This window comes from Rhodoferax lacus, assembly GCF_003415675.1.
In the GTDB taxonomy this organism is placed as follows: domain Bacteria; phylum Pseudomonadota; class Gammaproteobacteria; order Burkholderiales; family Burkholderiaceae_C; genus Allorhodoferax; species Allorhodoferax lacus.
Genome location: NZ_QFZK01000002.1, coordinates 287,818 through 313,219 on the forward strand (window position 1 = coordinate 287,818; position 25,402 = coordinate 313,219).

The following is a 25,402-nucleotide window of genomic DNA, read 5'->3' on the forward strand; positions in this document are numbered from 1 at the left end:
GTTTGGTATTTTTCGTCAAGCGCAGCCGCGCCCCAGTGAGCAGGAGGGACAAGGGCGGGCGACGATTTGCGGTACTCCGCCATGAGGAGCCCGCCCTTGCCCCTCCTGCGCACCCACCCGCCGGTGCGAGATCTCTGACCGCCAGATACCGGACGTATTTGAAGACCCGCTTCCAGCCCTTCAGAGCCTTTCTCGGCCAAGGCCGCAACAGTTTCTTACGCTGTACCCCTGACTTCCCTCTCCGCAACCAACCCCTAACCCTGGCAGGTGATGCGGGTGCCCGGGCGCAGGCCCCCATTCGCGGTTGCCACAGAGCAGGCCAGACAGCACGTAGTTAACGCAGCAACGCAGCAGCACCCAAAGCAGCCGCCCGCGAGCAGGGCCGGAGAACGGGTACCCGCATCGCCTGCCTCCCACAAAAGCAGGCGCGTGAATCCATAAAAGTTGGAGCGCAAATCCACAAGAACAGGCACGCAACCACCCAAGGCCGCAACGCCAATTGCCGCACCGCGTCATTCAATCCCCGAATCAAGCCATGTAGCGATTCAATTGGACGGCTATCAGTCCGGCGTCCGATACTCCGCCCACGCCGCAAAGACGTCAGTGAATGTCGCGCCGTCAATAGACTCAAAAACATAAACACGTAGGAGACACCATGACAACTGCATCCCCCGGGCTGCTCGACAAAGAGCGCATCATTGCCGGCCCCGGCTTCAACCGCTGGCTGGTACCCCCGGCAGCGCTGGCCATTCACCTGTGTATCGGCATGGCCTATGGCTTTTCCGTGTTCTGGCTGCCTTTAAGCAAGGCACTCGGCATCAAAGAGGCCATCAAGTGCGGGCCCGAGGTGGGCTTTATGGGCCAACTCTTCACTACTACCTGCGACTGGCAAATCTCCACCCTGGGCTGGATGTACACCCTGTTTTTTGTGCTGCTCGGCTCCAGTGCTGCCACCTGGGGTGGCTGGCTGGAACGGGCCGGCCCGCGCAAGGCCGGTGTGGTGTCGGCCGTGTGCTGGTGCGGCGGCATGCTGATCTCGGCATTGGGCGTGTACCTGCACCAGTTCTGGATGATGATTCTGGGCTCCGGCGTGATAGGCGGCATTGGCCTGGGCCTGGGCTACATCTCGCCCGTGTCCACGCTGATCAAGTGGTTCCCGGACCGCCGCGGCATGGCCACCGGCATGGCCATCATGGGCTTTGGCGGCGGCGCCATGATCGGCTCACCCCTGGCGGCTGACCTGATGAAATACTTTGCCACCCCCACCGATGTGGGCGTGATGCAGACCTTCATCGTGATGGCGCTGATCTACTTTGTCTTCATGATGGCGGGTGCCTTTGGCTACCGCGTGCCCGAGACCGGCTGGATGCCCAAGGGCTGGAGCGCGCCCACGGGCCAGACCGCCAACGTCATGATCACCAAAAAGCATGTGCATGTGAAGAAGGTCTGGGGCATTCCCCAGTTCTGGCTGATCTGGATGGTGCTGTGCATGAACGTGAGTGCGGGCATTGGTGTGATCGGCATGGCCTCGCCCATGCTGCAGGAGGTGTTTGGCGGCTCGCTGATTGGCGTGGCCAAGAAGTTTGGTGAACTCGACAAGGCGCAACTGGCCTCCATTGCCACCGTGGCCGCCGGCTTTACCGCGCTCTTGAGCCTGTTCAATATCGGCGGGCGCTTCTTCTGGGCCAGCCTGTCCGACAAGCTGGGCCGCAAGCTCACCTATGTGGTGTTCTTTGTGCTGGGTGGTGCCATGTACTTCAGCGTGCCCGGCAGTGCCGCAGCGGGCAGCACGGTGCTGTTTGTGTCGGCCTTCTGTGTGATTCTGAGCATGTATGGCGGCGGCTTTGCCACCGTGCCGGCTTACCTGGCCGACATTTTCGGCACGCAGATGGTGGGCGCCATCCACGGCCGCCTGCTCACGGCCTGGGCCACGGCGGGTGTGCTGGGCCCGGTGGTGGTGAACTACATGCGTGAGTACCAGCTTGGGCTGGGCATTCCGCGCGAGCAGGTCTACAACCAGACCATGTATATCCTGGTGGGTATGCTGGTGGTAGGTCTCATCTGCAACCTGCTTGTTCGCCCCTTGGACAACAAGTGGTTTATGACCGAAGCAGAATTGGCAGAAGAAAAGCGCCTGGCCCATGACAAGGCCGTGTCCAACGAGGTGCACCGCGCCAATGGCGGCGGCGCCGACACGGTCAGCCCCGCGGTGGTGGTGCTGGCCTGGGTGGCGGTAGGTGTGCCGCTGGCCTGGGGCGTGTACCGCACCCTGCTGAGCGTGGCCAAGTTTTTCGCCTGATCTTTTTATTACTGGTATTGGTAAGAGCACATGCATCCTTCTGCAGCCCCTGATGTGAAGCCCGTGACCCTGGGCACGGTGGACGATATGCGCGAGCGCATCCGTCGCAAAAGCAAACTCAAGGGGCGACAGCCGGATGATGTGTCTCTGGCCGAGGTGCGCGCCCTGATCGGGGCCGCACCGCACCGGCGCGACCTGCTCATCGAGCACCTGCACAAGCTCAACGACGCCTACCGCTGCCTGCATGACCGGCACCTGGTGGCCCTGGCCCGCGAGATGAACATCCCCATGGCCGAGGTCTACGAAGTAGCCACCTTCTATCACCACTTTGAGGTGGTGAAGGGCGACGCCGCCGCACCGGGCTTGACCGTGCGCGTGTGCGATGGCCTGAGCTGTGAGCTGGCCGGTGCCCAGGATTTGCTCAAACGATTGCCCGCGTTGTTGGGCAGCACCGATGTACGTGTCATCCCCGCACCCTGCCTGGGCCGCTGCGAGCAGGCCCCGGTGGCCGTGGTGCACCAGCACCCGGTGCCACAGGCCACGGTGGAGTCTGTGGCCAGCGTGGTCCAGGCCGCCCAAGCCCAGCATCCGCAGGCGCGCATGGACAGCGTGTTTGTGGCGTCTGCCCTGGCCGAGCGCAGTGTCTCGCCCGAGCCGCATGCGGTGGACGTGGCGCCAGACTACACCGGCTACGATGCCTACCGGGCCCATGGTGGCTACAGCCTCGCTGCCGCCTTGGTGAATGGCGAGCACGATGCCGAAGCCGTCATCAAGGCCATGGAAGACTCGGGCCTGCGCGGTCTGGGCGGGGCAGGCTTTCCGGCCGGGCGCAAGTGGCGCATCGTGCGCGACCAGCCCGCACCGAAGCTGATGGCGGTGAACATCGACGAGGGCGAACCCGGCACCTTCAAGGACCGCACCTACCTGGAGCGCGACCCGCACCGTTTTCTGGAAGGCCTGCTGGTGGCAGCCCAGGTGGTAGGCATCGAGAGTTGCTACATCTACCTGCGCGACGAGTACCATGGCTGCCGCGCCATCCTGGAGGCCGAACTGGCCCGGCTGTACGCCAACCCGCCATGTCCCTTGCCGCACATTGAACTGCGCCGCGGCGCTGGTGCCTATATCTGCGGCGAAGAGTCCGCCATGATCGAGAGCATTGAAGGCAAGCGCGGCGAGCCGCGCATGCGCCCGCCCTACATCGCCCAGGTCGGCCTGTTTGGCAGGCCCACGCTGGAGCACAACTTCGAGACCCTGTACTGGGTGCGCGACATTGTGGAAAAAGGCGCAGGCTGGTTCAGCAGCTTTGGCCGTAACGGCCGCAAGGGGCTGCGCAGTTTCAGCGTGAGCGGGCGCGTCAAGCTGCCCGGCGTGAAGCTGGCGCCTGCAGGCATTACGCTGCGTGAGCTGATTGCCGAATACTGCGGCGGCATGCAGGACGGCCACACGCTCTACGCCTACCTGCCCGGTGGCGCCTCGGGCGGCATCTTCCCCGAAAGCCTGGCCGATGTGCCCCTGGACTTTGACACCCTGCAGCCGCATGGCGGCTTCATCGGCTCGGCCGCAGTGATTGTGCTGAGTCAGCACGACTCGGCGCGCGACGCCGCCCTGAACATGATGCGTTTCTTCGCGCATGAGAGCTGCGGCCAGTGCACGCCTTGCCGCGTGGGCACCGTCAAGGCGGCCACGCTGATGGAAGCCCATGTCTGGGACACAGAGACCCTGGAAGACCTCAACCAGGTGATGACCGACGCCTCGATTTGCGGCCTGGGTCAGGCGGCGCCCAACCCGGTGCGCTGCGTGGTGAAATATTTCGCGCACGAAGTACGCGGCGCAGGAGCAGCAGCATGAACGCCCCCACCAAGCTCAACGAAGTCACACCCGCAACGGTCACCTTCACGCTGGACCAGAAGACCATCCACGCCTTTGAGGGCGAAACCATCCTGAAGGCCGCCAAGCGCCACGGCATCGACATCCCGCACCTGTGCTACAAGGACGGCCTGCGCGCCGACGGCAACTGTCGCGCCTGTGTGGTGGAGATCAAGGGCGAGCGCACCCTGGCGCCGAGCTGCTGCCGCAATGCCACCGCCGGCATGGAGGCCTTGGCCAACAGTCCGCGTGCTATCAAGAGCCAGAAGATGGTGCTGGAGATGCTGCTCTCCGACATGCCGGATGTGGGCTACAAGTGGAATGACGCGGAAGATAAACCGTCGGTGCACCCAGGTTCCTCTGACACGGCGGTGACAGTGGGCGGGCCGGGTGACGATTTGCGCTCGCGCCATGAGGAGCCCGGCCTGCCCGCTGGCGCCGCCGGGGCAGAGGCGATCACCCATAACGCAACAAATACAAAAACAACAGGCCAACACGGCGAACTCAGCGACTGGGCCAGCCGCATGGGCGTCACGGTACGTCCCCAACTCAAAGCCCTCCGAAGAGAGCAACCCAAGGCCGACGTTTCACACCCCGCCATGGCCGTGAACCTGGATGCCTGCATTCAGTGCAACCGCTGCGTGCGCGCCTGCCGTGAAGAACAGGTGAATGATGTCATCGGCTACGCCATGCGCGGCTCGCACAGCGAGATCGTGTTTGACCTGGGCGACCCCATGGGCGATAGCACCTGCGTGGCCTGCGGCGAATGTGTGCAGGCCTGCCCCACGGGCGCACTCATGCCCAAGACGCAAATCGGCTCGCAAGTCGTCGACAAAAAAGTCGACTCGGTCTGCCCCTTCTGCGGCGTGGGCTGCCTGCTCACCTACAACGTCAAGGACAACAAGATCGTCAGCGTGGACGGCCGCGACGGCCCGGCCAACCACAGCCGCCTGTGCGTCAAGGGCCGCTTCGGCTTTGACTACGCGGCCAGCCCGCAGCGCCTGACTGTGCCGCTGATACGCAAGGCCGGTGTCGCCAAAGACCCGGCCCTGCTGCAAAACCTGAACCGCGACAGTGCCGACTGGTCCGAGGTATTCCGCGAAGCCACCTGGGAAGAGGCTTTGTCATTCTCCGCAGGCAGCCTGGTGCGCCTGCGGGACACCCATGGCAAGAAATCGCTCGCCGGTTTTGGCTCGGCCAAGGGCAGCAACGAAGAGGCCTATCTGTTCCAGAAGCTGGTGCGCACCGGCTTTGGCAGCAACAACGTGGACCACTGCACCCGCCTGTGCCATGCCTCCAGCGTGGCGGCCCTGTTGGAGGGCGTAGGCTCCGGCGCGGTGAGCAACCAGGTCAACGACGTGCAGCACTCGGACCTGATTTTTGTCATCGGCTCCAACCCCACGGCCAACCATCCCGTAGCCGCCACCTGGATGAAGAACGCCGCCAAGCTGGGCGCAAAAATCGTGCTGGCCGACCCGCGCATCACCGACATCGGCAAGCACGCCTGGCGCACCCTGCAGTTCAAGCCCGACACCGATGTGGCCATGCTCAATGCACTCATCCACGTTGTGATTGAAGAGGGCCTGGCCGACCAGGACTTCATTGCCAAGCGCGCCAACAATTACGAGGCCTTGCGCGAGAACGTCAAGGGCTACAGCCCCGAGGCCATGGAGCCCATCTGCGGCATTCCGGCCCAGACCCTGCGCGAAGTGGCGCGCGCCTATGCCAGCGCCAAGGGCGCCATGATTCTCTGGGGCATGGGCATCAGCCAGCATGTGCACGGCACCGACAATGCGCGGTGCCTGATCGCACTGGCCACAGTCGCCGGCCAGATCGGCAAGCCGGGCTCTGGCCTGCACCCTTTGCGCGGTCAGAACAATGTGCAGGGCGCATCCGACGCCGGACTCATCCCCATGATGTTCCCCAACTACCAGCGCGTGACCAACAAAAGCGCACACGCCTGGTTCGAGAACTTCTGGGACACCAAGCTCGACGACCAGCCCGGCTACACCGTGGTGGAAATCATGCACAAGGCGCTGGCCCCGGAGAGTGACCCACACAAGATCCGCGGCATGTACATCATGGGCGAGAACCCCGCCATGAGCGACCCCGACCTGAACCATGCGCGCCACGCGCTGGCCAGTCTGGAGCATATGGTGGTGCAAGACATCTTCATGACCGAAACCGCCTGGCTGGCCGACGTGGTGCTGCCCGCCACCGCCTGGCCGGAGAAGACCGGCACCGTCAGCAATACCGACCGCATGGTGCAGCTCGGCAAGCAGGCTATTCAAGCGCCGGGACAGGCCAAACCCGATCTGTGGATCATCCAGGACATTGCCCGGCGCATGGGCCTCAACTGGAATTACGAAGGCGAGTTTGACGGCGTGGCCGCTGTCTATGACGAAATGCGCCAGGCCATGCATGCGGCCATCTCGGGCATTACCTGGGAGCGCCTGCAGCGCGAGTCCAGCGTCACCTACCCCTGCCTGAGCGCGGAAGACCCGGGAGCACCCACCGTGTTCCTGGATAAATTCGACACCACGGACGGCCGCGTCAACCTGGTGCCTGCCGACATCATTCCGGCCAACGAGCGGCCCGATGCGGACTTCCCCTTTGTGTTGATCACCGGCCGCCAGCTGGAGCATTGGCACACCGGCAGCATGACGCGCCGCGCGGTGGTGCTGGATGCTATCGAACCGATGGCCACGGCCTCCCTGTGCGGTGCCGACCTGGTCGCCTTGGGGCTGGAGGCAGGCGATGTGGTCACGGTGCAGTCGCGCCGCGGCGAAGTGGCCATCCATGTGCGGCGCGATGACGGCACGCCGCGCGGTGCGGTGTTCATCCCCTTTGCCTACTATGAGGCAGCAGCCAACCTGATGACCAATGCGGCGCTGGACCCGTTTGGCAAGATCCCCGAGTTCAAGTACTGCGCCGTGGCCATACGCCGTGGCGGCACGCCCACGTTTGTGGCGGGCTACGGCACGGCGGCACTGGCGGCCTGAACCCATGACGACCCTAGCCACCCATGCGCCGCTGTACCTCACGCAGGCCAGCGCTGCACTCACGCACAGCGTGGACGTGGTCAACGAGTTTGGCGAGACCTACCAGCTCGCCATCCCATCGGAGCGCGCCCTCACCGTGTATGTGGACAAGCGCGAACTCATCACCGTCATGACCCTGGGCGCACACCCGGAGTGGCTGGTGCTGGGCTACCTGCTCAACCAGCGCCTGGTCAGCAGCTTTGACGACATCGAGTCCGTCACTGTGGATTGGGAGGTGGGTGCGGCGGCCGTGAAAACGCGCAGCGGCATTGCCGACCTGGAACAAAAAACCGCACGCCGCGTGGTCACCACCGGCTGCGGCCAGGGCAGTGTGTTTGGCGACATGATGGACGGGCTGGACGCCCTGCAGTTGCCCGACACCCGCATCACCCAGGCCCAGTTGTACTCCGTGGTGAATGCCATCCGCCTGCAGCAAAGCGTGTACAAAACGGCCGGCTCGGTCCACGGCTGCGCGCTGTTTGCCGGGGAAGAAATGCTGCTGTTTGTGGAAGACGTGGGCCGCCACAACGCCATCGACACGATTGCCGGCTGGATGGCCTTGAACGGCGTGCAGCCCGAGGGCAAGGTGTTCTACACCACCGGGCGCCTGACCAGCGAAATGGTGGTCAAGGCCGCGCAAATGGGCATTGCCGTGGTGGTGTCGCGCAGCGGCATGACCCAGATGGGCCACTCTGTTGCCCAGCGCCTGGGCCTGTGCGCCATAGGCCGCGCCACCAACAAGCGCTTTGTCTGCTTCAGCGGCGCCGGGCGCTTGCAGCTGCAGCCGGAGCTGGCGGGATTGCCGGTGCGGGCGGCTGCATAGCGTCTGATTTCTTAGCGCAGCATGTCGATGTGCGCAATGCCGTCCTCGTCATAGGGCGCTGACACGGTGACAAAGCCAAAGCTGGCGTAGAAGGCTTCCAGGTACTGTTGCGCGCCAATGCGCAGGCGCGCCTCCGGGTACAGCGCTTGGGCTTCTGCAATACCGCGCCTGAGCAGCGCGCGTCCGGCACCGGTGCCGCGGCCTGCTGCGGTGGTCAGCACGCGGCCCAGCGAGGCTTCGGCAAATTTCACACCGGGGGCCAGCACGCGCAGGTAGGCGCAGAGCTGGGCCGTGGGGGTGTCGTCGCTCCAGCCCAGAAGGTGGTGCGCGTCCTGGTCCAGGCCGTCCATGTCCGGGTACAGGCATTGCTGCTCCAGCACAAACACCTGCTGGCGTGCGGATAGCACAGCGTAGAGCTGTGCGCCTGTGAGTTGCTCAAAAGAAAGACACTGCCAGTTCATGGACTCCAATCCTTTCTGGCTCGGCCGTCCGATGGTATGCATCAGCTAGGCCAGCACCAGCAGGTTTTCAAACGCAAAGCTCAGCGACACCGTGTCGCCGCGCACCGGCAGCTTCTGGTTCGGGTCATTGAATACGTCCATGGAAACCACCTCAGCGCCCAGGTGCGTTCGCATACGCACGATGGAGCCCAGAAAGCTCACATCATCCACCACCGTCTGCACCGTGTTCTTGCCGTTGGTGACTGCGCCGGGAGCATCCAGGGTAATGGCTTCGGGGCGGATCGCCAGGGTGCATTTCTGGCCGTTCTTCAAATCATCCAGCGGGTTGCTGGTGACCAGCACCTGCGTGCCCACACGGATCTCGCCCTTGGCCGTGTCCACCACCTCGCCGGAGAGTTGGTTGAGTGTGCCAATAAACGAGGCCACAAAGCGCGTGCGCGGAAAGTTGTAAATCGCCGAGGGCGTGCCGGTCTGCTCCACACGGCCTTCGTTCAGAACCACGATACGGTCGGAGATGGACAGGGCCTCCTCCTGGTCGTGTGTGACAAACACGGTGGTGATGTGCAGCTCGCGCTGCAGCTCGCGGATTTCTTCGCGCAACGAGATGCGGATCTTGGCGTCCAGCGCCGACAGCGGCTCGTCCAACAACAAGACCTTGGGGCGGTTGGCCAGTGCGCGCGCCAGTGCCACGCGCTGCTGCTGGCCGCCCGACATCTGCCAGGGGTAGCGCTCGGCCAGGGCATCGAGCTTGATGAGCTTGAGCATCTCGCGTACGCGCGCTTCGGTCTCGTCTTTGCCCACATTGGCTACCTTGAGGCCAAAGCCGATGTTCTCGGCCACCGTCATGTTGGGGAACAGCGCATACGACTGGAACACCATGCCCACATTGCGCTTGGCTGTTGGCACATGCGTGACATCCTTGCCGTCAAACACGATGCTCCCTACCGAGGGTGCTTCAAACCCCGCCAGCATGCGCAGGATGGTGGTCTTGCCGCAGCCCGAGGGGCCCAGGAAGGTGATGAACTCGCCCTTCTCGATCGAGATGGAGAAGTCATGCACGGCGGTCTGGCTGCCGAAACGCTTTTGTATGTTGGAAATTTCCAGGAAGGCCATGGCGTGAATCTTTTTATTGGGTGGGTTAGCGGGTGGGCTTGGTGTGGGCGTTGCGGCCAAACACATTGATAAGGCCCATGGAGGCCCAGGTCACGATGAAGGCAATCACGGCCAGGGCCGACGGCTCATACGCCCGGTTGGCGCCTATAAGCTGCAGGTAAGGGCCAAAGGCCGGGCGGTCCAGCAGGCTGGCCATGGTGAACTCGCCAATCACCACGGCGAAGGTCAGGAAGGCACCCGACAGAATGGCCGAGCTGATGTTGGGAAATATCACCCGCAACAAGATGGTGGCACGCTTGGCACCCAGCACCTCGGCGGCCTCGGTGAGTGTGCGCACATCAATCGTGCGCAGGCCCGTATCCACCGAGCGGTACATATACGGCAGGGACAGCGTCACATAGCTGCAGACCAACAAAAAGTCGGTGGCGTGCTCGCTGCCGGTGAGCGGAATGATGGAGCTGCTGTTGTACATGCGCAGGTAGCCAAACACGATGACAATGGCCGGTATCACCAGCGGCAGCAGCGTGATGAACTCCACCAGCGGGCGCAGCTTGGGCATGCGCAAATGCACCCAGTAGGCGGTGGGCACCACCAGCAGCACGCCCACCAGAATGGTGGCAATCGCCATCACGATGGAGTAGCCAAAGGTGGCCTGGAACTGCGGGTCGCCAAACACCACCTTGTAGGCCTCAAAGCTGTACTCACCGCGCTTCATGCGCAGGCTGAATTCAAAGGTGGCAATCAGAGGCAGCAGGAAGTAGGCGCTGCCCACAGCCATGGCAATCCATGCACCCAGGCGCGATTCTTTTGTGGCTTTGCTCGCGGTGCTCATGCGCTCCTCCGGTCGGTCTTGCTGCGCAACACCATGTAGCCGGCGTTGGCCAGGCCGGTGATGACAATCATGCCCAGGGCCATGGCGTAGCCCAGATTCGGGTTGTGCAGCACGTCGCCGCGTATCTGCGCATAGAGCAGGATGGGCACGATGTTGAGCGAGCTGCCGGTGAGCGCATAGGCCGTGGCCACCGCGCCGAAGGCGTTGGCAAACAGCAGCAGCATGGCGCCCAGGATGCTGGGCCATAGCACCGGCAGGGCAATAAAGCGCCAGTACTGCAGGGTGCTGCCGCCCAGGCAATCGCAGGCCTCGCGCCACTCTTTCTTCAGGCCTTCAAGTGCCGGTGTGATGATCAGCACCATGAGCGGAATCTGGAAATATAAATAGGTGAGCGTGAGGCCCGTGAAGCTCAAAATCGAAAAGCCGGTGGAATAGATATTGATATCCAGATAGGTGCGCAGCAGGATGGTCACCAGCCCCATACGGCCCAGCGTGGCCAGAAAGGCAAAGGCCAGCGGCACACCGGCAAAGTTGGAGGCCACACCCGAGAAGGTCATCAGCGTGGGCCGTATCCAGCCCGGCAGCTTGCCCAGTACTGCAGCCCAGGCCAGCAGGCAGCCCAGCAGGCCACCCGCCACGGAGGAGGCGATGCTGATCTTGAAACTGATCCAGTAGGCGCTCAGCACATTGGGCTCCAGCAGGCCGGCCAGGTTGTTCAGCGTGAAGTGTCCCTCGGCATCCTGGAATGCGCCCACCATCAGGTAGGCCGTGGGCAGCAGCATGAACATCAGCGCAAACACAAAGAAGGGCAGCACGCCCAGCAGGTTTAGGTTGAGTGGCTTGTTGCCAGGGGGCGCCGGTATGCGCCCGGGGTTTGGAATGGAATCAGCAGACACGGTGCAACTCACTGGTGAAACAGGGCAGGCCGGGGCCCAAACAAAATCGGGCATGACCGCAAGAGTCATGCCCGATGGGAGGCTGTCAGCGGGTCAACTTACTTGACCGCTGCACCTACGACGGCATCCCACTGCTTGGTGATGACTTCCTTGGCAGCACCCTGCTGATCCAGCGTGGGGAACAGGGCCTTGGCATAACCAGCAGCCGGAGGCAGCTTGTCCAGTGAGGCCTTGCTGAACTTGTTCTTGGCAACCATGTCGTTGAAGCGGATGGGGTGGCAGTAACCGTTGAGCAGGCCTTGCTGGCCTTCGTCAGAGTACAGGTACTCCATCCACAGCTTGGCGGCATTGGGGTGGGGTGCGTAGGCGCTGATGGCCTGCACATACACGCCCGCCACCACGCCGGTCTTGGGCACTACCACGTCGACCTTGGGGTTGCCAGCGAGCTTGTCGCGGTCGGCCAGGGCGTTGTAGTCCCAGCTGATGATGATGGGGGTGGTGCCCTGGGCCAGCGAGGCCGCCTTGCCGATCACCGGCACAAAGTTGCCGGCCTTGTTCAGGTCAGCAAAGAATTTCAGGCCCGCAGCGGCGGCCTTGGAGGTGTCGCCACCGGAGATGCTCAGGCCTGCAGCGTACACACCCTGGATAGCCTGGTTGGAGGCACGTGGGTCGCCAGCCAGGGCCACGGCGTTCTTGTACTCGGGCTTCTGCAGATCGGCCCAGTCTTGCGGTGGCTTGACCATGTCGGAGTTGACCTGGAAGGCCAGCACGCCGTAGTAGTCGCCAACCCAGTAGCCTTCAGGATCCTTGGCGCTGTCAGGGATGCTGGCCCAGGTGGATACCTTGTAGGGCTGCAGCAGACCGGCGGCCTTGGCGCTGGGGCCAAAGGACAGGCCGACGTCAATGGTGTCGGGGGCCTGGGGGCCCTTGTTGTCCTTGTTGGCCTTGATGGCCTCGATTTCATCGCCGGAACCTGCATCGGGATTGAGCTCATTGACCTTGATGCCGTACTTGGCCTTGAAGGCGTCAATGATGGGGCCGTAGCCACACCAGCTGCGCGCCAGCGCGATCACGGTCAGCTGGCCTTCGGCCTTGGCTGCGGCAATCAGCTGGGCCGACTGGGCGGACGCGCTTTGCGCACCGCAAACGGCCAGGGCGGCCAGGGCCAGTGAAGTCAATTTATTTACATGCATAACGGTTCCTATGAAGTTGCCAGCGCAGTGTGGCGTTAAAAGAAGTCAGTTCCGTGACAATCAGTTTACAGTTAGCAAACGTATTTGGATACAAATAAAAATGGATCAAGATTTAGTGACGATGACCATGCACCTGGTAGGTGCCATGGCAGTCGGTGGTGTGATTGGACTGGAGCGCAGCTACCACGGCCGACCGGCGGGTTTTCGCACCCACACCCTGGTGTGCCTGGCGTCGAGCCTGCTGATGCTGGTTACGCTGTACCAGAGCAAATGGCTGCCGGCCGGGGCCTCCATGGACTCCTTCCGCACCGATCCCACCCGCATGGCACAGGGCATCATGACGGGCATCGGCTTTTTGGGCGCGGGGGTGATCTTCAAGGAGGGCCTGAGCGTGCGGGGCCTGACCACGGCCGCATCGATCTGGATCACCTCGGCCATTGGCGTGCTGATCGGCATCGGGTTCTATTACCCCGCCATCGTGGCCACCATACTCACCGTGGGTATTCTGTCGCTGTTCCGTTTGATAGAGGCGCGCATACCCTCGCACCACTATGCCCAGCACTTCATTGCCTTTGACCGCAACAACGCCATGGAAGAAGAAGAGGTGCGCGCACTGCTGGAGAAGCATGGCTTCACCATCGCCAACATCAGCTACCGGGTGTCCGACGATGGGGCGGATTTTGAATACCGCATGGTCATACGCACGTCGGATGCCCACAAATTCTCGGCACTGGCCCGCTACCTGCGCGCCAGTGTGCAGATCAAGACCTTCCGCATCTCGCCCACGGGCGATTGAGACAGCGCGCACATGCCGGGCGCTCATCGTTAGCACAGCGGCAGGCCTTTGCGCTTGTGGTTACGCACACTTACATTCGAAACAGTTTGCTCACGACTTATCCATAAGATGCATGCCGGCTTTGGCGATACTGGACTCTACGTATTTACTTGACGGAGCTACCCATGAGCCTTGCAGAATCTGCCAAACGCATTCACCCCCTGGTTGCAGTCGCAGCCGGTGCAGTCACCCTCTTCAGTCTGGTGGGCATTGCCGCCATCACGGGGCTGCTGCCCAACTCGTATGGCACCACCGCAGAAGGCAACCGCGACAATCTGCAAGGCACTTCCATGTCCGCGCCTGACCAACGCAGCGCAGACAACTGGGACAACGGTGTGCCCGCAGCCAAGAGCCAGCAGCAAAGGCCTGTCAGCCACCTCAAATCCGGCAACACAAACGTGGCCGCGCAGGACACGGCACAGCGCAATGCACCCGTTGCACCTCCCGCACAGCCAGCACCGGTTGCCCACAAGGCGCCACAAAACAGCCCGGTGGGCATTGGCGTGGGCGCCGTCGTAGGCGGTGTGCTGGGCAACCAGGTGGGCAGTGGCGACGGCAAGACCCTGGCCACCATCCTTGGCGCCGTGGGCGGCGGCTACATTGGCAACGAAATCGCCAAGAAAAATCAGTAAGCACCTGCGCACACCGTGGCCCTACCGGCCACTGGGGCCAGTCTGGCACTTTGCCGCCCTGGCGCTCCTGCTGTGCGCCAGTGGCTGTACCACCGTACTGTCCGAGAGTGCCAAAAGGGCTGCTGAAAGCCGCAACAGCAGCGACTTCATTACCGACGCCCAGATCGGTACCAGCCTGTTTTCCGCGCTGGCTCAAAAGGACACCGCCTTGGCCATGGACGTCAACATCGATGTCTGGGAACAGCGTGTGCTGCTGACCGGCACGGTGGCAGACGCCCGCACGCGGAACGAGGTGGCGCAGTCCGTGCGCGCCGACAAGCGCGTGCTCAAGGTCTACGACGAAATCCAGATTGTGTCTGCCGAAGAGTTGGCCCGACGCCGTGCCTCGGTCGCCAAGCGCGACGCCAACAAGAAGGAAGGCCTGGAGCGCTTTGCCAGTGACTACTGGATAGAGACCAAGATCACCGGGCAACTGCTCTCCACCCGCGATGTGTCGTCTGTGAACTTGCGCTGGCGCTCTGTGCGCAACACTGTCTACGTCCTGGGCCGGGCCCAGTCCGCAGACGAACACCGCAAGGCCATGGAGGCCATACGCGCGGTAGACGGCGTGGCGCAGCTGAAGTCGTTTGTGGAAATCAAAAAGTATCCCTAGCCAACTTCGCTGGATGCGACGCCGTCTGGTCTGCTTTCGACGTGCTGGCACAGCAGCCTCACACGCAAAAGCCCATCCGTCAGATACTGCTGTGCTCTGAACTAGGAGCGCCATGCAAGACGAAGACAAGTTCCCGGGCCGCGTGGCCCGCATGCTCAGCCGCTGGTCTGGGCAGCGCCTGACCTTCACCCGCAAAACCACAGAAGAAGGCGAGGTGCTGCAGCACACGCCGCCCGCACCAGGCGAGCTGGATGCTGACAAAGGCGTCTACATCGAGGCACCCAAGGCCTTGCCCATCCTGGCCGAATGCGAGGTGCTGGTGGTGGGCGCGGGTCCGGCCGGACTGTCTGCCGCACTGGCCGCGCGCCGGGCCGGTGCCGATGTGGTCCTGCTGGAGCGCTTTGGCTGCTTTGGCGGCGCCATCACCACCGTGGGCATGGAAACCCTGTCCTGGTACCGCTACGAGGGCACCATCGAGTCCGAAGGCATTGGCATCGAAATGGAGCGCCGCGCCGCCGCCATGGGCGGCACGGTGAAGTGGCCCTACAACGACAGCGAATGCCTGGATGCCGACTTCTTCAAGGTGGTGGCCGACCACCTGGTGCGCGAGTCCGGCATACGCCCCATCCTGCATTGCTATGCGGTGGATGTGATTTTTGAAGAAGGCTCCAAGCGCCTCAAGGGCATCATCACCGAGAGCAAATCGGGCCGCCAGGTGGTGCTGGCCCAGCGCATCATCGACTGCACTGGCGACGCCGACATTGCCCACCTGTCTGGTGCCAGCTACCGCAAGACCCCCAAGGACAAGATGCTGGGCATGACCACCGTGTTCAACGCCTCCGGCGTGGACAAGGAACGTTTTCTGGAATACACCGAGGCGCAACCGGCCACCTACGCCGACTGGAGCCGTACCTGGCAGCAGCAGACCACGGGCAAGGAAGAAGCCTTGCGCAGCCCCTACCTGGACAAGGAGTTTGATACAGCCCGCGCCCTGGGCGTGATCCCGCAGGACAGCACCAACCTGGGCGGCTCCTGGTCTTCGCTTACAGAGGCAGGCGAGGCCAATAACCTCAACCTGGTGCACATGTACGGCTTTGACCCCACCGACGTGAACGACCTCACCCGCGCCGAGATGCAGGGCCGCGGCGAAGCCCTGCAGGCTCTGCTGGCCCTCAAGGCCGTGGTGCCAGGCTTTGAGAAAGCCAAGCTGCGCAACTTCGCCATGACGCTGGGCGTGCGCGACTCGCGCAAGATCATCGGCCGCACCAACCTCACCGGTGACGATGTGCGCAACCAGGCCACCTTCAGCGACTCGATTGGCATCTTCCCGGAGTTCATCGACGGCTACGCGGTGCTGATCCTGCCCAGCACCGGTCGCTACTTTGAGGTGCCCTATGGCTGCATGGTGCCGCTCGAAGTGGACAACCTGCTGGTGGCCGGGCGCTGCGTGGCCGGTGACATGGTCTCGCACGCGGCCATGCGCAACATGATGGCCTGCACCGTTACCGGCCAGGGGGCAGGCGTGGCGGCAGCTGTCTCCATCCGCCAGAAGCAGAGCACGGCCGAGGTGGATATGGCCGCCGTGCAGGCCGAGCTGGAACGCCAGGGGGTGCGGCTGCATTGAGCAAGCAGGGCCGGCACCTGCGGTGGCGACTGCCATCGCACCGCAAGCCATAGGCCTTCTGTGGGTTGCTGCACCGTGCATACACACACATGCGCTATGGTTGCGCCATGAAGCAATCTTTTTGGAGCCTGGGCTGGCAAAGCCTGTGGCGTGATGTACGCAGCGGCGATTTGCGCCTGCTGATCGTGGCCGTGACACTGGCCGTGGCCGCACTCAGTGCCGTGGGCTTTTTTGCCGACCGCCTGCAGGGTGGTTTGCAGCGTGATGCGCGCCAGCTCTTGGGCGGCGACGCGGTCATCGCCAGCGACAACCCGACGCCTGAAGTGTTTGTGGCCAAGGCGCGGGCACTGGGCCTGTCCATGGTCACCACACTGGGCTTTCCCACCATGGCGCGTGCAGACGACGCCAAGGGCGGCGGCTCCAAGCTGGTAGCGCTCAAGGTAGTGGAGCCGGGCTACCCGCTGCGCGGCAAGCTGATGCTGGCCACCGGCATTCCCTCCAAAGATGAGGCCGCCACCGGCATTCCCCGGCCCGGCGAAGTCTGGGTCGATCCCTCCCTGCTGGAGTCGCTGGGTGTGGTGCGCGGCGACAGCTTGTTGCTGGGCGATAGCCGTTTCACCATTGGCGGCGTGATTGCGCTGGAGCCGGACCGGGGCGCGGGCTTCATGAACTTTTCGCCGCGCGTGATGATGCGCAGTTCTGATGTGGCCGCTACCGGCCTGATACAGCCTGCCAGCCGCCTGAACTACCGCCTGGCTGTGGCCGGTGCCGATGAGCCGGTCAAGACGTTTGTGGACTGGGCCGACAAAGAGGTGAAAGACGGCGCCAACCGGGCCGAGCGCGGTGTGCGCGGCGTGCGCGTGGAGTCGCTGCAGACCGGGCGGCCGGAGATGAGCCAGACGCTGGACCGCGCCAACAAGTTCCTCAGCCTGGTGGCCCTTCTGGCCGCCTTGCTGAGCGCGGTGGCCGTGGCCCTGGCCGCGCGCGCCTTTGCCGCCAAGCACCTGGACGACTGCGCCATGCTGCGCGTGCTGGGCCTGAGCCAGCGCGCCATAGCGTCCAGCTACACGGTGGAGTTTGCGCTGGTGGGCGTGTTTGCCAGCGCCCTGGGCGTGCTGCTGGGCTTTTGTGTGCATTACCTGTTTGTGGCGCTCATGGCGGGCCTGCTCAACACCGCGCTGCCAGCGGCAAGCCTGTTGCCGGTAGCCCTGGGCATGGGCATGGGCCTGACCCTGCTGCTGGCCTTTGGCCTGCCGCCGGTGTTGCAACTGGCGCAGGTGCCGCCGCTGCGCGTGATGCGCCGCGATGTGGGCAATTTGCGGCCCGCGTCCATGGGCGTGCTGGCCGTCGGTGTGCTGGGCTTTGCCGCGCTGCTGCTGGTGGCCAGCAGCGACCTGACACTGGGCCTGATCGCCGTAGGTGGTTTTGCCGGGGCCGTGCTGCTGTTTGCAGCCATGAGCTGGCTGGCCGTCAAGCTCTTGCGCCGCAGTGTGAGTGAGCAAACCGCGCCACGCTGGCTGGTGCTGGCCACGCGCCAGATTGCCGCGCGCCCGGCCTTCGCCGTGGTGCAGGTCAGCGCGTTGTCGGTGGGCATGCTGGCGCTGTTGCTGCTGGTGCTGTTGCGCACCGACCTGATTGGCAGCTGGCGCCGCGCCACCCCGCCGGATGCGCCCAACCGCTTTGTCATCAACGTCATGCCCGAACAGGGCCCGGACTTCCGCGCCGCATTGGCCAAAGGCGGTGTAGAAAAGTACGACTGGTACCCCATGATCCGCGGCCGCCTGATTGCCATCAACGGGCGCACCGTGTCGCCCGAGGACTACACTGACGAGCGTGCCAAGCGCCTGGTGGACCGGGAGTTCAACCTTTCGCACAGCGCCACGCAGCCGCCACACAACGAAATTACGGCCGGTGCCTGGACGGCCGAGGAGGCGGGCGCCATCAGCGTGGAAGTGGGCATTGCCAAGACTCTGAGCCTCCAGTTGGGCGACAAGCTGGAGTTCGACATGGGCGGCGTGCAGACGCAGGCGCGCATCACCTCGCTGCGCAAGGTGGACTGGAGCTCCATGCGCGCCAACTTCTTTGTGCTGTTCCCGGTGGATGTGCTGGCCGACGTGCCCAGCACCTTCATGACCGCCTTCAAGGCCCCGGCCACGGCCGGCTTTGACAACGCGCTGGTGCGCCAATTTCCCAACGTTACCGAGGTGGACATGAGCAGCGCCCTGAACCAGGTGCAGCGCGTGCTCGACCAGGTGATCCGCGCGGTGGAGTTTTTGTTCGGCTTCACGCTGGCCGCCGGGCTGGTGGTGCTGTTTGCTGCCGTGAGCGCCACGCGCGAAGAGCGCGCGCAGGAGTACGCGGTGATGCGCGCCGTGGGCGCCCAGGCCAGCCTGTTGCGCCAGGTGCAGCGTGCCGAGCTGGCCGGGGTGGGTTTGCTGGCGGGCTTTCTGGCCTCGTTGGTGGCCAATGCCGTGGGCTGGGCGCTGGCCCACTATGTGTTTGAGTTTGAATGGACGGTGAGCCTGTGGCTGCCCATCTGGGGCGCTCTGTGCGGAGCCGTATTGGCGCTGGCAGCAGGCTGGTGGGGCTTGCGCGATGTGTTGCGCAGGCCGGTGGTGGAAACCTTGCGCAGGGCGGCCAGTTAGGCGTTGCTCAGGCTGCTGCCGAAGCGCGCGGTTCCTGTTGCGTGGCGCAGTGCACGCTGCCGCCACCAGCGGCGATGGCGTCCATGCGCAACTGCTCGACCACTCTCCCGGCAAACACCTGCTGCAGCAGGTGCCTGGCAGCCTGGTCCGCCTTGTCATCACCAAATTTTTGCGAAATAACGGCGCCATTGCACAGGTAAAAGCCGATGTAGCCCGCCGCAAAGTTGGCGCCTTGCGCCTTTGGGCCCAAGGCTTGCGGCGCTTGCAAAACCGCCACCTCCAGTTGCAGGCCTCGGGCGTCCCGGGCCTTGCGCAGAATCTGCAGGTGCGCCTGGGTCACCGCGTGGTCATAGGATTGGGGGTCGGGGTCATAGCCGGCCACTACAACACCGGGCCTGGCAAAGCGGGCATAGAAATCGGTATGCCCATCGGTGATATCACGCCCGCGGATGCCTGGCAACCAGATGATCCGGGTCAGCCCCAGCAGGCGCTTGAGTTCGGCCTCTACAGCTTCTTTTCCCAGGCCAGGATTGCGGTTGGGGTTGAGAACGCAACTCTCCGAGATGATGGCCGTGCCCTGTCCATCCACCTCCAGACTGCCGCCCTCCAGCACCAAGGGGGTGTGCAGCAGTGGCACGCCTGCATGCCCGCTTATCAAAGCCGCCACGCGGGCGTCCTGGGCATGGGCCTGCTTGTTGCCCCAGCCATTGAAGTTGAGCTGCAGCGCGCCCCGTTCCCCGGGACGGCTCGGATTCACCACAAAGCTGGGGCCGGTGTCGCGTATCCACAAATCATCCAACGCAGCCTCAATCAGACGGATGGGCGCGCCAGCCAGCAGCTTTTCGGCGGTGGCGCGCTCTGCGTGACGCACCAGCATGGAGACCGGCTCGTAGCGGGCAATCGTTCGTGCCAGCTCCGCCAGGTCGCGCTGCACTGCGGGTAGCAACGCCTGGCCCCATATGTCGGCACTGGCACCAAACGCCATCCAAGTCCGCAAGTGCGGTTCCCCCTCATCGGGCATGCGCCACGGAATCTGCGCTTGGCTGTGGCCCGGCGAAGCCCAGGACAGCACACTAGCACCCACGCATGCTCCGGTTTTTGTAAGCAGTGTGCGGCGTGTGCCCATAGGATTTGTCTCCTCTACAAGGCCTGCATCAGACAAAGGCCGAAACAACCATGCTTGAAAACGCCACCACGATGCCGCCCATATAGAGCCGCAGCGTGCGCGTGTAGTAGCGAGTCATGTCCTGTGGCTGCGCCGGTGCAAGCATGCGGTACAAGGCGACCAGCAGCAGCACCACACCCAGCAAGCAGCCAGCAAAGACGATGTAGTCGGCCCCACTGCCCAGATGGAAGGCCGGCTCAGTCACCCACTGCCCCAAAAAGCCCATCAAAAAACCCAAAATGACACCGATCGACGTCACCATGGGCTGCCGGTAGTCTTTGATTTCCATGGGTGTGGCCCTTTCCATTTCCTGCGGTCAGCGCATTGTTAACCAAATCGTGACGCGCAAACTACCGACGTTTGGGTGCTGCTCACGGTTCACTGCGCACGCCTTGTGGGCCACGGTGCCTGCCCCGTGCATGTGAAAATGGCCCACCCCCAGACTTGAGAAAGCCCGTATGAATGACGAAGAGACGCAGGGCGAATCGGCCTTTGCAGTGATCGGCGGCGAGCCTGTAATCCACGCCCTGGTGGAGCGCTTCTACGACCTGATGGACCTGGAACCCGCCTACAAGGAATTGCGCGCCGCACACGGCAGTGACCTGGTGCAGGCGCGCGAAAAGCTCAATTGGTTTTTATGCGGCTGGATGGGCGGGCCGCAGCACTACACCGAGCGCTTTGGCCACCCGCGCCTGCGTGCGCGCCACATGCCCTTCAAGATCGGCATCCAGGAGCGCGACCAGTGGCTGGCCTGCATGGGCCAGGCCATGGCCGAGGTGCAGGTGCCCGAGCCTTTGCGCACCCGCCTGCAGGAGTCGTTCTTCCAGACGGCCGACTGGATGCGCAACCTCTGAGCCCCTGGTGCGCTGCGGCGCGTCGCGCTAGCGAACAATAATCGCCATCGCCTCCTCCACGCTGTCCACCAACTGGATGCGGCGCTTCAGGTCGTCATTGGATATCAGGCCCCGCGCCAGCACGGTGTTCTCCAGCCATTCCAGCAGGCCAGACCAGAAGGCGCGGCCGAACAACAGCACGGGTACCTCGGGCATCTTGCCGGTCTGTATCAGGGTCAGGCATTCAAACAGTTCGTCCAGGGTGCCTACGCCACCCGGCATGCAGACGAAGGCCCGGGAGTGGCGGCAAAAGGTGATCTTGCGCGATGCAAAGTGTTCAAACATCAGCGACAGGTCGTGGTGCTGGTTGGGGGTCTCAAAGGGCAGCAGGATGTTGAGCCCCACGCTGGCGCCGTGCATGCCCGCGCGTGCTCCCTTGTTGGCCGCCTCCATGATGCCGGGGCCTCCGCCCGAGATCACCGGTATGCCGGCTGCAGAAATGGTGCGCGCCAGCTCTATGGTGCTCAGGTAGCAGGCGTCGTCGGGCTTCACGCGGGTGCCGCCAAAGATGGTGACTGCCGGAGCCAGGCTGTGCAGCACCTGGTTGGCGCTTTCGAGTTCCATGGTGATGCGCTTGCCGATGCTGGATGTGAATGGGGACGTCATGGTCTTGGTTTCCTTCTAGATGGCCGTCAGGCCGATAAGGGTGATGCACAGTACGCTGGCACTGATCTCCCAGGCCCGCAGCGCCTGGCCGGTCTGGTGCTTGCAAAGTGGGTACACGGCAAACAGTGCGAACAAGGTCATTGACAGGCTTTGGGTGAGCAGCAGGGCCAATACGGCCGTGCCAACGAGGTAGGGCAGTTCGCGGGGAATGTGTTGGCCGGCGCCGCCGGGCGCTGCGGTGGAGCCCTCGGGCATGGCGGCAATCGCGTGCCGGGCAATGATGAAGCCCACATAGGCCAGGCCCACCACGCAGGCGCACACCGGTATGCGCTGCGCCAGCGGCGCCAGAAACACCAGGGCGGCAAAGCCCGCTGCCATCAGGCCTGCAGCCCACAGTGTGCGTGCCCCACTGAGCACGCCGCCCAGGCTTTCAAAAAACACCAGCAAGGGCGCACTGCCCAAAAAAGGGCTGATCAGGAACACCACGCCGCTCATCACCAGGCTGCGCTCAAAATGCTTCAGGCGCCCATCGGGGGTGCACAACTGTGGCGCGCAGGCCGCCATCGTTTCCAGAGTGGCCACCACGTCAACCACCACCACATAGAGCAGCATCAACCCATCGCCCAGAAAGCGCCATTGCAGTGCATCGGCAAAATCGGGCAGCACCAAAGCAAGCGGTGCGGTGGGCACCGTGGAGGTTTGGGGGGTGAGGTTGGACAGCCATGCCAGGACAGACGCAATAGCGATGCCAGCCAGAATGGCATAGCCATTCCACTTCCTGCTCCGGCTAACCAGAAACACGCCCAGCAGCCCGGCCAGAAACAAAAAGGCTTCGGCGCCCAGGTGCAAGCCCGGTGCGGAGTTGCCGCCGCCCAGCCCCACCACCCGCAGGGCAGCCATCAGCAAATACAGGCCGATGGCCATTTGCCCCGTGGCTTTGAGCACCGGCGGCATGCGCCTGAGCGCTGCCTGCAGACCACCGCAGCACGCCAGCGCCAGAAAGGCCAGGCCCGCATAGAACTCCAGTCCCAGAACGGTTTGAAAGGGCACGCCACGGGCCAGCATGGAGGCCACCAGGCTGGCCGGAACAATGCCCGGCCCCACCGCAAACGGCAGCCGGGTGACGCAGGCAAATAGCAATGTGCCCACCGCACAGGCCAGTGCGGTAGCGGCTACCGTGCTCAGGTTGTGGTCCAGCATGGAGGGGATCAGCATGGTGATGTAGACACTGCTGAGCAAAGTGACAAGGCCGCCGCGCAGGTCGTGGATCCTGTTGGGCAAGCGGGCTGCAAGATTTTGGGTCATGGATTGAGTGGGGTGGGCCATGCGGCGGCTCAACCACCCATTGGAGTGGCCTGGCGCATGGCAGTGGATAGGGAAGGGGGCTGGTGAACGCGGTGGTTCAGCGTCTGGGGTTCAGTGTGGCGGCTGTTTGGGGTGGCATGGGGCTTGAATGCGTTGTGTCGCTGGGTGCGATTATTGGGCCCAATTTGCCAACCGGGTACGACTTGAATTGAATGCTACTGAGTGGTATGTAACGCCGAAAATCCAGCTGGCTTTGTGCTGGTTCGGGCCTTACACTGCATGCCAAAACTACAGGGAAACCCATGCATTTAGCTCTTCGATCGCTGGCCGTTGCTTGTTGCGGCGCGCTTGGCGCGGCCGCACTGGCGGCCCAGCCCCCGCTGCACAGCGGCGACTCCCTGGAGCCCGCGCTGCTGGAGTCCCAGGGCATCTACATGTTCGACGGACTGTTGGCCACGGCCCTGATGTACGGCGTGCAGAACATGGGCCAGGTCAGTGATGCCGGTCTGAATTTGCTGGGCCCGCATGTGGACTGGAACACCGGGGCCAGGCCCTTTCGCAGCGCGGCCAAGCGGGCCCTGCTGGATGCGCGCCAGGCCTGCAAGACCCTCCACGAAACCTTTGCCCAGAGGGACTGCCAGAAGGCGCTGGCGCAAGGCTTTTCGGACTATGGGCGCAACGCCAGCCAGGCCCCCTTCATCCGGGTGGCCTACAAGGGGGTGTTGCACTGGAACGAGAACAGCGAAAGCCTGGACATGGTGAATGCCAATCCGCAGGCGTTTGGCCGCTCCGAAGGCTGTATGCCCAATGCCATTTGCGCCTCGGCCGGTGTCTACAACGCGCAGGGCTCGCACAATGTGTTGTGCCTGCATCTGCCGCCCCAATACAGCGACCATATCCAGGCCGGCCCCCTGCCAGAGCCGCTGGCCCGGACCCTGTCGGGCCAATACGGCAACATCATGGCACTGGGCGCCAGCATGGTGTTTGAAGTGACCAAGCCTGTGCGTGCGCTGAGCCAGTACCGCCAATGCACCAACCCCTGGTTCAAAGGTGACAGGCTCTGGGCCGAAGGCTGGATCACGCCCAGGGCCATGCTGTTTGGCGACGCACAAAATGCCGGCTTTGTAGCGACACAGCTCCGCTTTTTGCCCCGACCCTAGCCAGGAAAGCACAACGCCATGGGATGGATGGACATCGCTGATGCCCACGGCGTGCACAGGCAGTCAACGGTACGCAGGCAGGCGCCTTACTGGCGCTGGCGGGCGCCCAGTTTGCGGTACACCGTGGCCCGGCTGATGCCCAGGGCCAGTGCGGCTTGTGCCACATTGCCGCGGGCCTGCTCCACGGCTTGGTGAATCAGGGCGGTCTCCATGTCCTTGAGTCCTATGCCGCCGGCCAGCACATGGCCCTTGTCAAAACGGGCGGGCATGTTCTCGAAAGCCGGCTGCACCGCCATCGCACTCAGGCTCAGGCCACTCCACAGCGGCAGGTCCAGGGTGTTGTGGCTGCGCCGTGCCGCGTCAAACAGCATTTGCAGGGGCAGGCCAAAGAGGTCGCTGGCATGCACACGTGCGCTGGTCTGCAGGCCCGACACCATGTGCCGCGCCACCCGGTTGGCACCCGTCACCCAGCCGTCTGCGTCCAGGCACAGCATGCCGTCGGCATCAGTGCCCAAGGCGTTGCCCGGCCAGTTCAGGCGCAGCAGCAAGCTGTGCGATTGCGCCAGCACCAGTGCATTGCCAATCTTGCCCGCCACCTGTGTCACCAAGTGACTGAGCTCGGGCCGCTCCATGGCCTCGATGCCGGTGAGGTCCAGCATGCCTACGCAGTCGCCCGCGGGGCCAAACACCGGGGCTCCGGCGCAGCTGTAGGCAGACGTGTTGGAGAAAAAATGTTCGCCCCGGTGCAGCCACACCGGCTGCTGCTCGGTGAGTGCCGTGCCAATCGCCGTGGTGCCCACGCGTTGCTCGGACAGGTCGGTGCCGATGCGGGTGATCAGGTCGGCGCGGCGGTCACTGCGGTCTATGGGGCCGTTCACATCCACCACCACACCGTGCTGGTTGGTCAGGATCACAAAGTAGCCGGTATTGGCAATCGCGCGCCCCAGGTTTTCCAGCAGGGGCTTGGCGGTTTGCACCAGGTGGCTGTTGCCCTCGCTGGTCTGGCGGCTGTGCGTCTGCGAAATCAGCTCGAACTCGGCCGCCCTGTTGGGTGCCATGCCGGACAGCAGGCAGCGCTGCCAGGAGCGCGCCACCCAGGGCGGCACCAGGCTGTCCAACTGCTTGCGCTCGCCCAGCAAATCCTGGCGTGCCAAGGCGATGCTGTCCATGCGGGCGCTGGTGGTTGACGGGGCGTTCACGGTGGGCATGGGTGGGGCTGAAAGTGGGGGTCCGCTGGGCTGTTGGCCCTGCCGAGGTTACAAGCCCATTGTGTTGCAAATTGAGAAATTCCGGCTTTGCGCAATCCCGACTAGGGTTATCCCTAGACGGTCTGTGGTCTATCGCTTCAACAATGCGTAGGC

21 protein-coding genes are annotated in these 25,402 nt (G+C 63.6%); 11 read left to right on the plus strand and 10 right to left on the minus strand.

The genetic code is table 11. The features are described 5' to 3' along the window. Positions 1–655 precede the first annotated feature (655 nt). The 4 genes from DIC66_RS04990 to DIC66_RS05005 are packed head-to-tail and all read left to right on the plus strand — an operon-like array spanning position 656 to position 8,029. Positions 656–2,299, plus strand: coding sequence for an OFA family MFS transporter (locus DIC66_RS04990; RefSeq protein WP_117174670.1), 1,644 nt, complete (start codon positions 656–658; stop codon positions 2,297–2,299). Between the two features lie 30 nt (positions 2,300–2,329). Then, positions 2,330–4,147 carry an NADH-ubiquinone oxidoreductase-F iron-sulfur binding region domain-containing protein gene (locus tag DIC66_RS04995; RefSeq protein WP_117174672.1) on the plus strand — a complete coding sequence of 606 codons (1,818 nt, stop codon included), beginning with the start codon at positions 2,330–2,332 and terminating at the stop codon, positions 4,145–4,147. Then, the gene (fdhF, locus tag DIC66_RS05000) at positions 4,144–7,167 is read left to right on the plus strand and encodes a formate dehydrogenase subunit alpha (protein ID WP_117174674.1); all 3,024 of its coding nucleotides are present in this window, start codon (positions 4,144–4,146) and stop codon (positions 7,165–7,167) included. Before DIC66_RS04995 ends, fdhF begins: the two co-directional genes overlap by 4 nt. A 4-nt stretch (positions 7,168–7,171) precedes the next feature. Then, the gene (locus DIC66_RS05005; protein ID WP_117174675.1) at positions 7,172–8,029 is read left to right on the plus strand and encodes a formate dehydrogenase accessory sulfurtransferase FdhD; all 858 of its coding nucleotides are present in this window, start codon (positions 7,172–7,174) and stop codon (positions 8,027–8,029) included. A gap of 11 nt (positions 8,030–8,040) precedes the next feature. On the opposite strand, the gene DIC66_RS05010 is transcribed toward DIC66_RS05005, so the two are convergent. The 5 genes from DIC66_RS05010 to DIC66_RS05030 are packed head-to-tail and all read right to left on the minus strand — an operon-like array spanning position 8,041 to position 12,524. Beyond that, on the minus strand, positions 8,041–8,490 hold the full coding sequence (locus tag DIC66_RS05010; RefSeq protein ID WP_117174677.1) for a GNAT family N-acetyltransferase: 450 nt from the start codon (positions 8,488–8,490) through the stop codon (positions 8,041–8,043). A gap of 45 nt (positions 8,491–8,535) precedes the next feature. Next, positions 8,536–9,603 carry an ABC transporter ATP-binding protein gene (locus DIC66_RS05015; RefSeq protein ID WP_117174678.1) on the minus strand — a complete coding sequence of 356 codons (1,068 nt, stop codon included), beginning with the start codon at positions 9,601–9,603 and terminating at the stop codon, positions 8,536–8,538. Positions 9,604–9,628: 25 nt separating this feature from the next. Continuing rightward, on the minus strand, positions 9,629–10,435 hold the full coding sequence (locus DIC66_RS05020) for an ABC transporter permease (protein ID WP_117174679.1): 807 nt from the start codon (positions 10,433–10,435) through the stop codon (positions 9,629–9,631). Then, positions 10,432–11,385 (minus strand): ABC transporter permease, encoded by a 954-nt coding sequence (locus tag DIC66_RS05025; RefSeq protein WP_117174680.1) that lies wholly within the window; start codon positions 11,383–11,385, stop codon positions 10,432–10,434. Before DIC66_RS05025 ends, DIC66_RS05020 begins: the two co-directional genes overlap by 4 nt. A gap of 44 nt (positions 11,386–11,429) precedes the next feature. After that, positions 11,430–12,524 carry an ABC transporter substrate-binding protein gene (locus DIC66_RS05030; protein WP_117174681.1) on the minus strand — a complete coding sequence of 365 codons (1,095 nt, stop codon included), beginning with the start codon at positions 12,522–12,524 and terminating at the stop codon, positions 11,430–11,432. Positions 12,525–12,624: 100 nt separating this feature from the next. Here DIC66_RS05030 and DIC66_RS05035 point away from each other — a divergent pair, with 100 nt between their 5' ends. The 5 genes from DIC66_RS05035 (at position 12,625) to DIC66_RS05055 (ending at position 18,912) form a co-directional block, all read left to right on the plus strand. Further along, positions 12,625–13,320, plus strand: a complete 696-nt coding sequence (locus DIC66_RS05035; protein WP_117174682.1) for an MgtC/SapB family protein — start codon at positions 12,625–12,627, stop codon at positions 13,318–13,320. Positions 13,321–13,484: 164 nt separating this feature from the next. Continuing rightward, the gene (locus DIC66_RS05040) at positions 13,485–13,991 is read left to right on the plus strand and encodes a glycine zipper 2TM domain-containing protein (RefSeq protein ID WP_117174683.1); all 507 of its coding nucleotides are present in this window, start codon (positions 13,485–13,487) and stop codon (positions 13,989–13,991) included. Continuing rightward, positions 13,960–14,643: a BON domain-containing protein gene (locus tag DIC66_RS05045; RefSeq protein WP_158558844.1), complete on the plus strand. Its 684-nt coding sequence runs from the start codon at positions 13,960–13,962 to the stop codon at positions 14,641–14,643. Before DIC66_RS05040 ends, DIC66_RS05045 begins: the two co-directional genes overlap by 32 nt. A 112-nt stretch (positions 14,644–14,755) precedes the next feature. Continuing rightward, positions 14,756–16,267 (plus strand): FAD-dependent oxidoreductase, encoded by a 1,512-nt coding sequence (locus tag DIC66_RS05050; protein ID WP_199534664.1) that lies wholly within the window; start codon positions 14,756–14,758, stop codon positions 16,265–16,267. A 107-nt stretch (positions 16,268–16,374) separates the two neighbouring features. Next, on the plus strand, positions 16,375–18,912 hold the full coding sequence (locus DIC66_RS05055; protein ID WP_117175100.1) for an ABC transporter permease: 2,538 nt from the start codon (positions 16,375–16,377) through the stop codon (positions 18,910–18,912). 7 nt (positions 18,913–18,919) lie between these two features. Here DIC66_RS05055 and DIC66_RS05060 read toward each other — a convergent pair whose 3' ends face one another. Together DIC66_RS05060 and DIC66_RS05065 are read right to left on the minus strand one after the other, a co-directional pair. Then, positions 18,920–20,038 (minus strand): agmatine deiminase family protein, encoded by a 1,119-nt coding sequence (locus DIC66_RS05060; RefSeq protein ID WP_117174686.1) that lies wholly within the window; start codon positions 20,036–20,038, stop codon positions 18,920–18,922. A 28-nt stretch (positions 20,039–20,066) separates the two neighbouring features. Beyond that, entirely contained in the window at positions 20,067–20,366 is a 300-nt protein-coding gene (locus DIC66_RS05065; RefSeq protein WP_147321240.1) for a hypothetical protein, read from the minus strand. Between the two features lie 169 nt (positions 20,367–20,535). On the opposite strand from DIC66_RS05065, the gene DIC66_RS05070 reads away from it, so the two are divergent. Next, entirely contained in the window at positions 20,536–20,931 is a 396-nt protein-coding gene (locus tag DIC66_RS05070; protein WP_117174689.1) for a group II truncated hemoglobin, read from the plus strand. A gap of 27 nt (positions 20,932–20,958) precedes the next feature. Here the strand turns inward: DIC66_RS05070 and DIC66_RS05075 are convergent, their stop codons facing one another. Together DIC66_RS05075 and DIC66_RS05080 are read right to left on the minus strand one after the other, a co-directional pair. Beyond that, the gene (locus DIC66_RS05075; RefSeq protein ID WP_117174691.1) at positions 20,959–21,576 is read right to left on the minus strand and encodes an LOG family protein; all 618 of its coding nucleotides are present in this window, start codon (positions 21,574–21,576) and stop codon (positions 20,959–20,961) included. Positions 21,577–21,591: 15 nt separating this feature from the next. Further along, positions 21,592–22,881 (minus strand): solute carrier family 23 protein, encoded by a 1,290-nt coding sequence (locus tag DIC66_RS05080; protein WP_158558845.1) that lies wholly within the window; start codon positions 22,879–22,881, stop codon positions 21,592–21,594. Positions 22,882–23,183: 302 nt separating this feature from the next. Between DIC66_RS05080 and DIC66_RS05085 the strand changes: the two genes are divergently transcribed. Further along, positions 23,184–24,041 (plus strand): hypothetical protein, encoded by an 858-nt coding sequence (locus DIC66_RS05085; RefSeq protein WP_117174694.1) that lies wholly within the window; start codon positions 23,184–23,186, stop codon positions 24,039–24,041. A gap of 86 nt (positions 24,042–24,127) precedes the next feature. On the opposite strand, the gene DIC66_RS05090 is transcribed toward DIC66_RS05085, so the two are convergent. Then, positions 24,128–25,249 carry a helix-turn-helix domain-containing protein gene (locus DIC66_RS05090; protein ID WP_117174696.1) on the minus strand — a complete coding sequence of 374 codons (1,122 nt, stop codon included), beginning with the start codon at positions 25,247–25,249 and terminating at the stop codon, positions 24,128–24,130. Positions 25,250–25,402: the final 153 nt, after the last annotated feature.

Bases quoted from the DNA above. Each gene is read 5' to 3' on its own strand.
- DIC66_RS05055 (WP_117175100.1), top strand. From the start codon at position 16,375: ATGAAGCAATCTTTTTGGAGCCTGGGCTGGCAAAGCCTGTGGCGTGAT.
- DIC66_RS05015 (WP_117174678.1), bottom strand. From the start codon at position 9,603: ATGGCCTTCCTGGAAATTTCCAACATACAAAAGCGTTTCGGCAGCCAG.
- DIC66_RS05090 (WP_117174696.1), bottom strand. From the start codon at position 25,249: ATGCCCACCGTGAACGCCCCGTCAACCACCAGCGCCCGCATGGACAGC.
- DIC66_RS05065 (WP_147321240.1), bottom strand. From the start codon at position 20,366: ATGGAAATCAAAGACTACCGGCAGCCCATGGTGACGTCGATCGGTGTC.
- DIC66_RS05080 (WP_158558845.1), bottom strand. From the start codon at position 22,881: ATGACCCAAAATCTTGCAGCCCGCTTGCCCAACAGGATCCACGACCTG.
- DIC66_RS05025 (WP_117174680.1), bottom strand. From the start codon at position 11,385: ATGCCCGATTTTGTTTGGGCCCCGGCCTGCCCTGTTTCACCAGTGAGT.
- DIC66_RS05005 (WP_117174675.1), top strand. From the start codon at position 7,172: ATGACGACCCTAGCCACCCATGCGCCGCTGTACCTCACGCAGGCCAGC.
- DIC66_RS05035 (WP_117174682.1), top strand. From the start codon at position 12,625: ATGGATCAAGATTTAGTGACGATGACCATGCACCTGGTAGGTGCCATG.
- DIC66_RS05060 (WP_117174686.1), bottom strand. From the start codon at position 20,038: ATGGGCACACGCCGCACACTGCTTACAAAAACCGGAGCATGCGTGGGT.
- fdhF (WP_117174674.1), top strand. From the start codon at position 4,144: ATGAACGCCCCCACCAAGCTCAACGAAGTCACACCCGCAACGGTCACC.
- DIC66_RS05050 (WP_199534664.1), top strand. From the start codon at position 14,756: ATGCAAGACGAAGACAAGTTCCCGGGCCGCGTGGCCCGCATGCTCAGC.
- DIC66_RS05030 (WP_117174681.1), bottom strand. From the start codon at position 12,524: ATGCATGTAAATAAATTGACTTCACTGGCCCTGGCCGCCCTGGCCGTT.
- DIC66_RS05070 (WP_117174689.1), top strand. From the start codon at position 20,536: ATGAATGACGAAGAGACGCAGGGCGAATCGGCCTTTGCAGTGATCGGC.
- DIC66_RS04995 (WP_117174672.1), top strand. From the start codon at position 2,330: ATGCATCCTTCTGCAGCCCCTGATGTGAAGCCCGTGACCCTGGGCACG.
- DIC66_RS05020 (WP_117174679.1), bottom strand. From the start codon at position 10,435: ATGAGCACCGCGAGCAAAGCCACAAAAGAATCGCGCCTGGGTGCATGG.
- DIC66_RS05075 (WP_117174691.1), bottom strand. From the start codon at position 21,576: ATGACGTCCCCATTCACATCCAGCATCGGCAAGCGCATCACCATGGAA.
- DIC66_RS05010 (WP_117174677.1), bottom strand. From the start codon at position 8,490: ATGAACTGGCAGTGTCTTTCTTTTGAGCAACTCACAGGCGCACAGCTC.
- DIC66_RS04990 (WP_117174670.1), top strand. From the start codon at position 656: ATGACAACTGCATCCCCCGGGCTGCTCGACAAAGAGCGCATCATTGCC.
- DIC66_RS05040 (WP_117174683.1), top strand. From the start codon at position 13,485: ATGAGCCTTGCAGAATCTGCCAAACGCATTCACCCCCTGGTTGCAGTC.
- DIC66_RS05085 (WP_117174694.1), top strand. From the start codon at position 23,184: ATGCATTTAGCTCTTCGATCGCTGGCCGTTGCTTGTTGCGGCGCGCTT.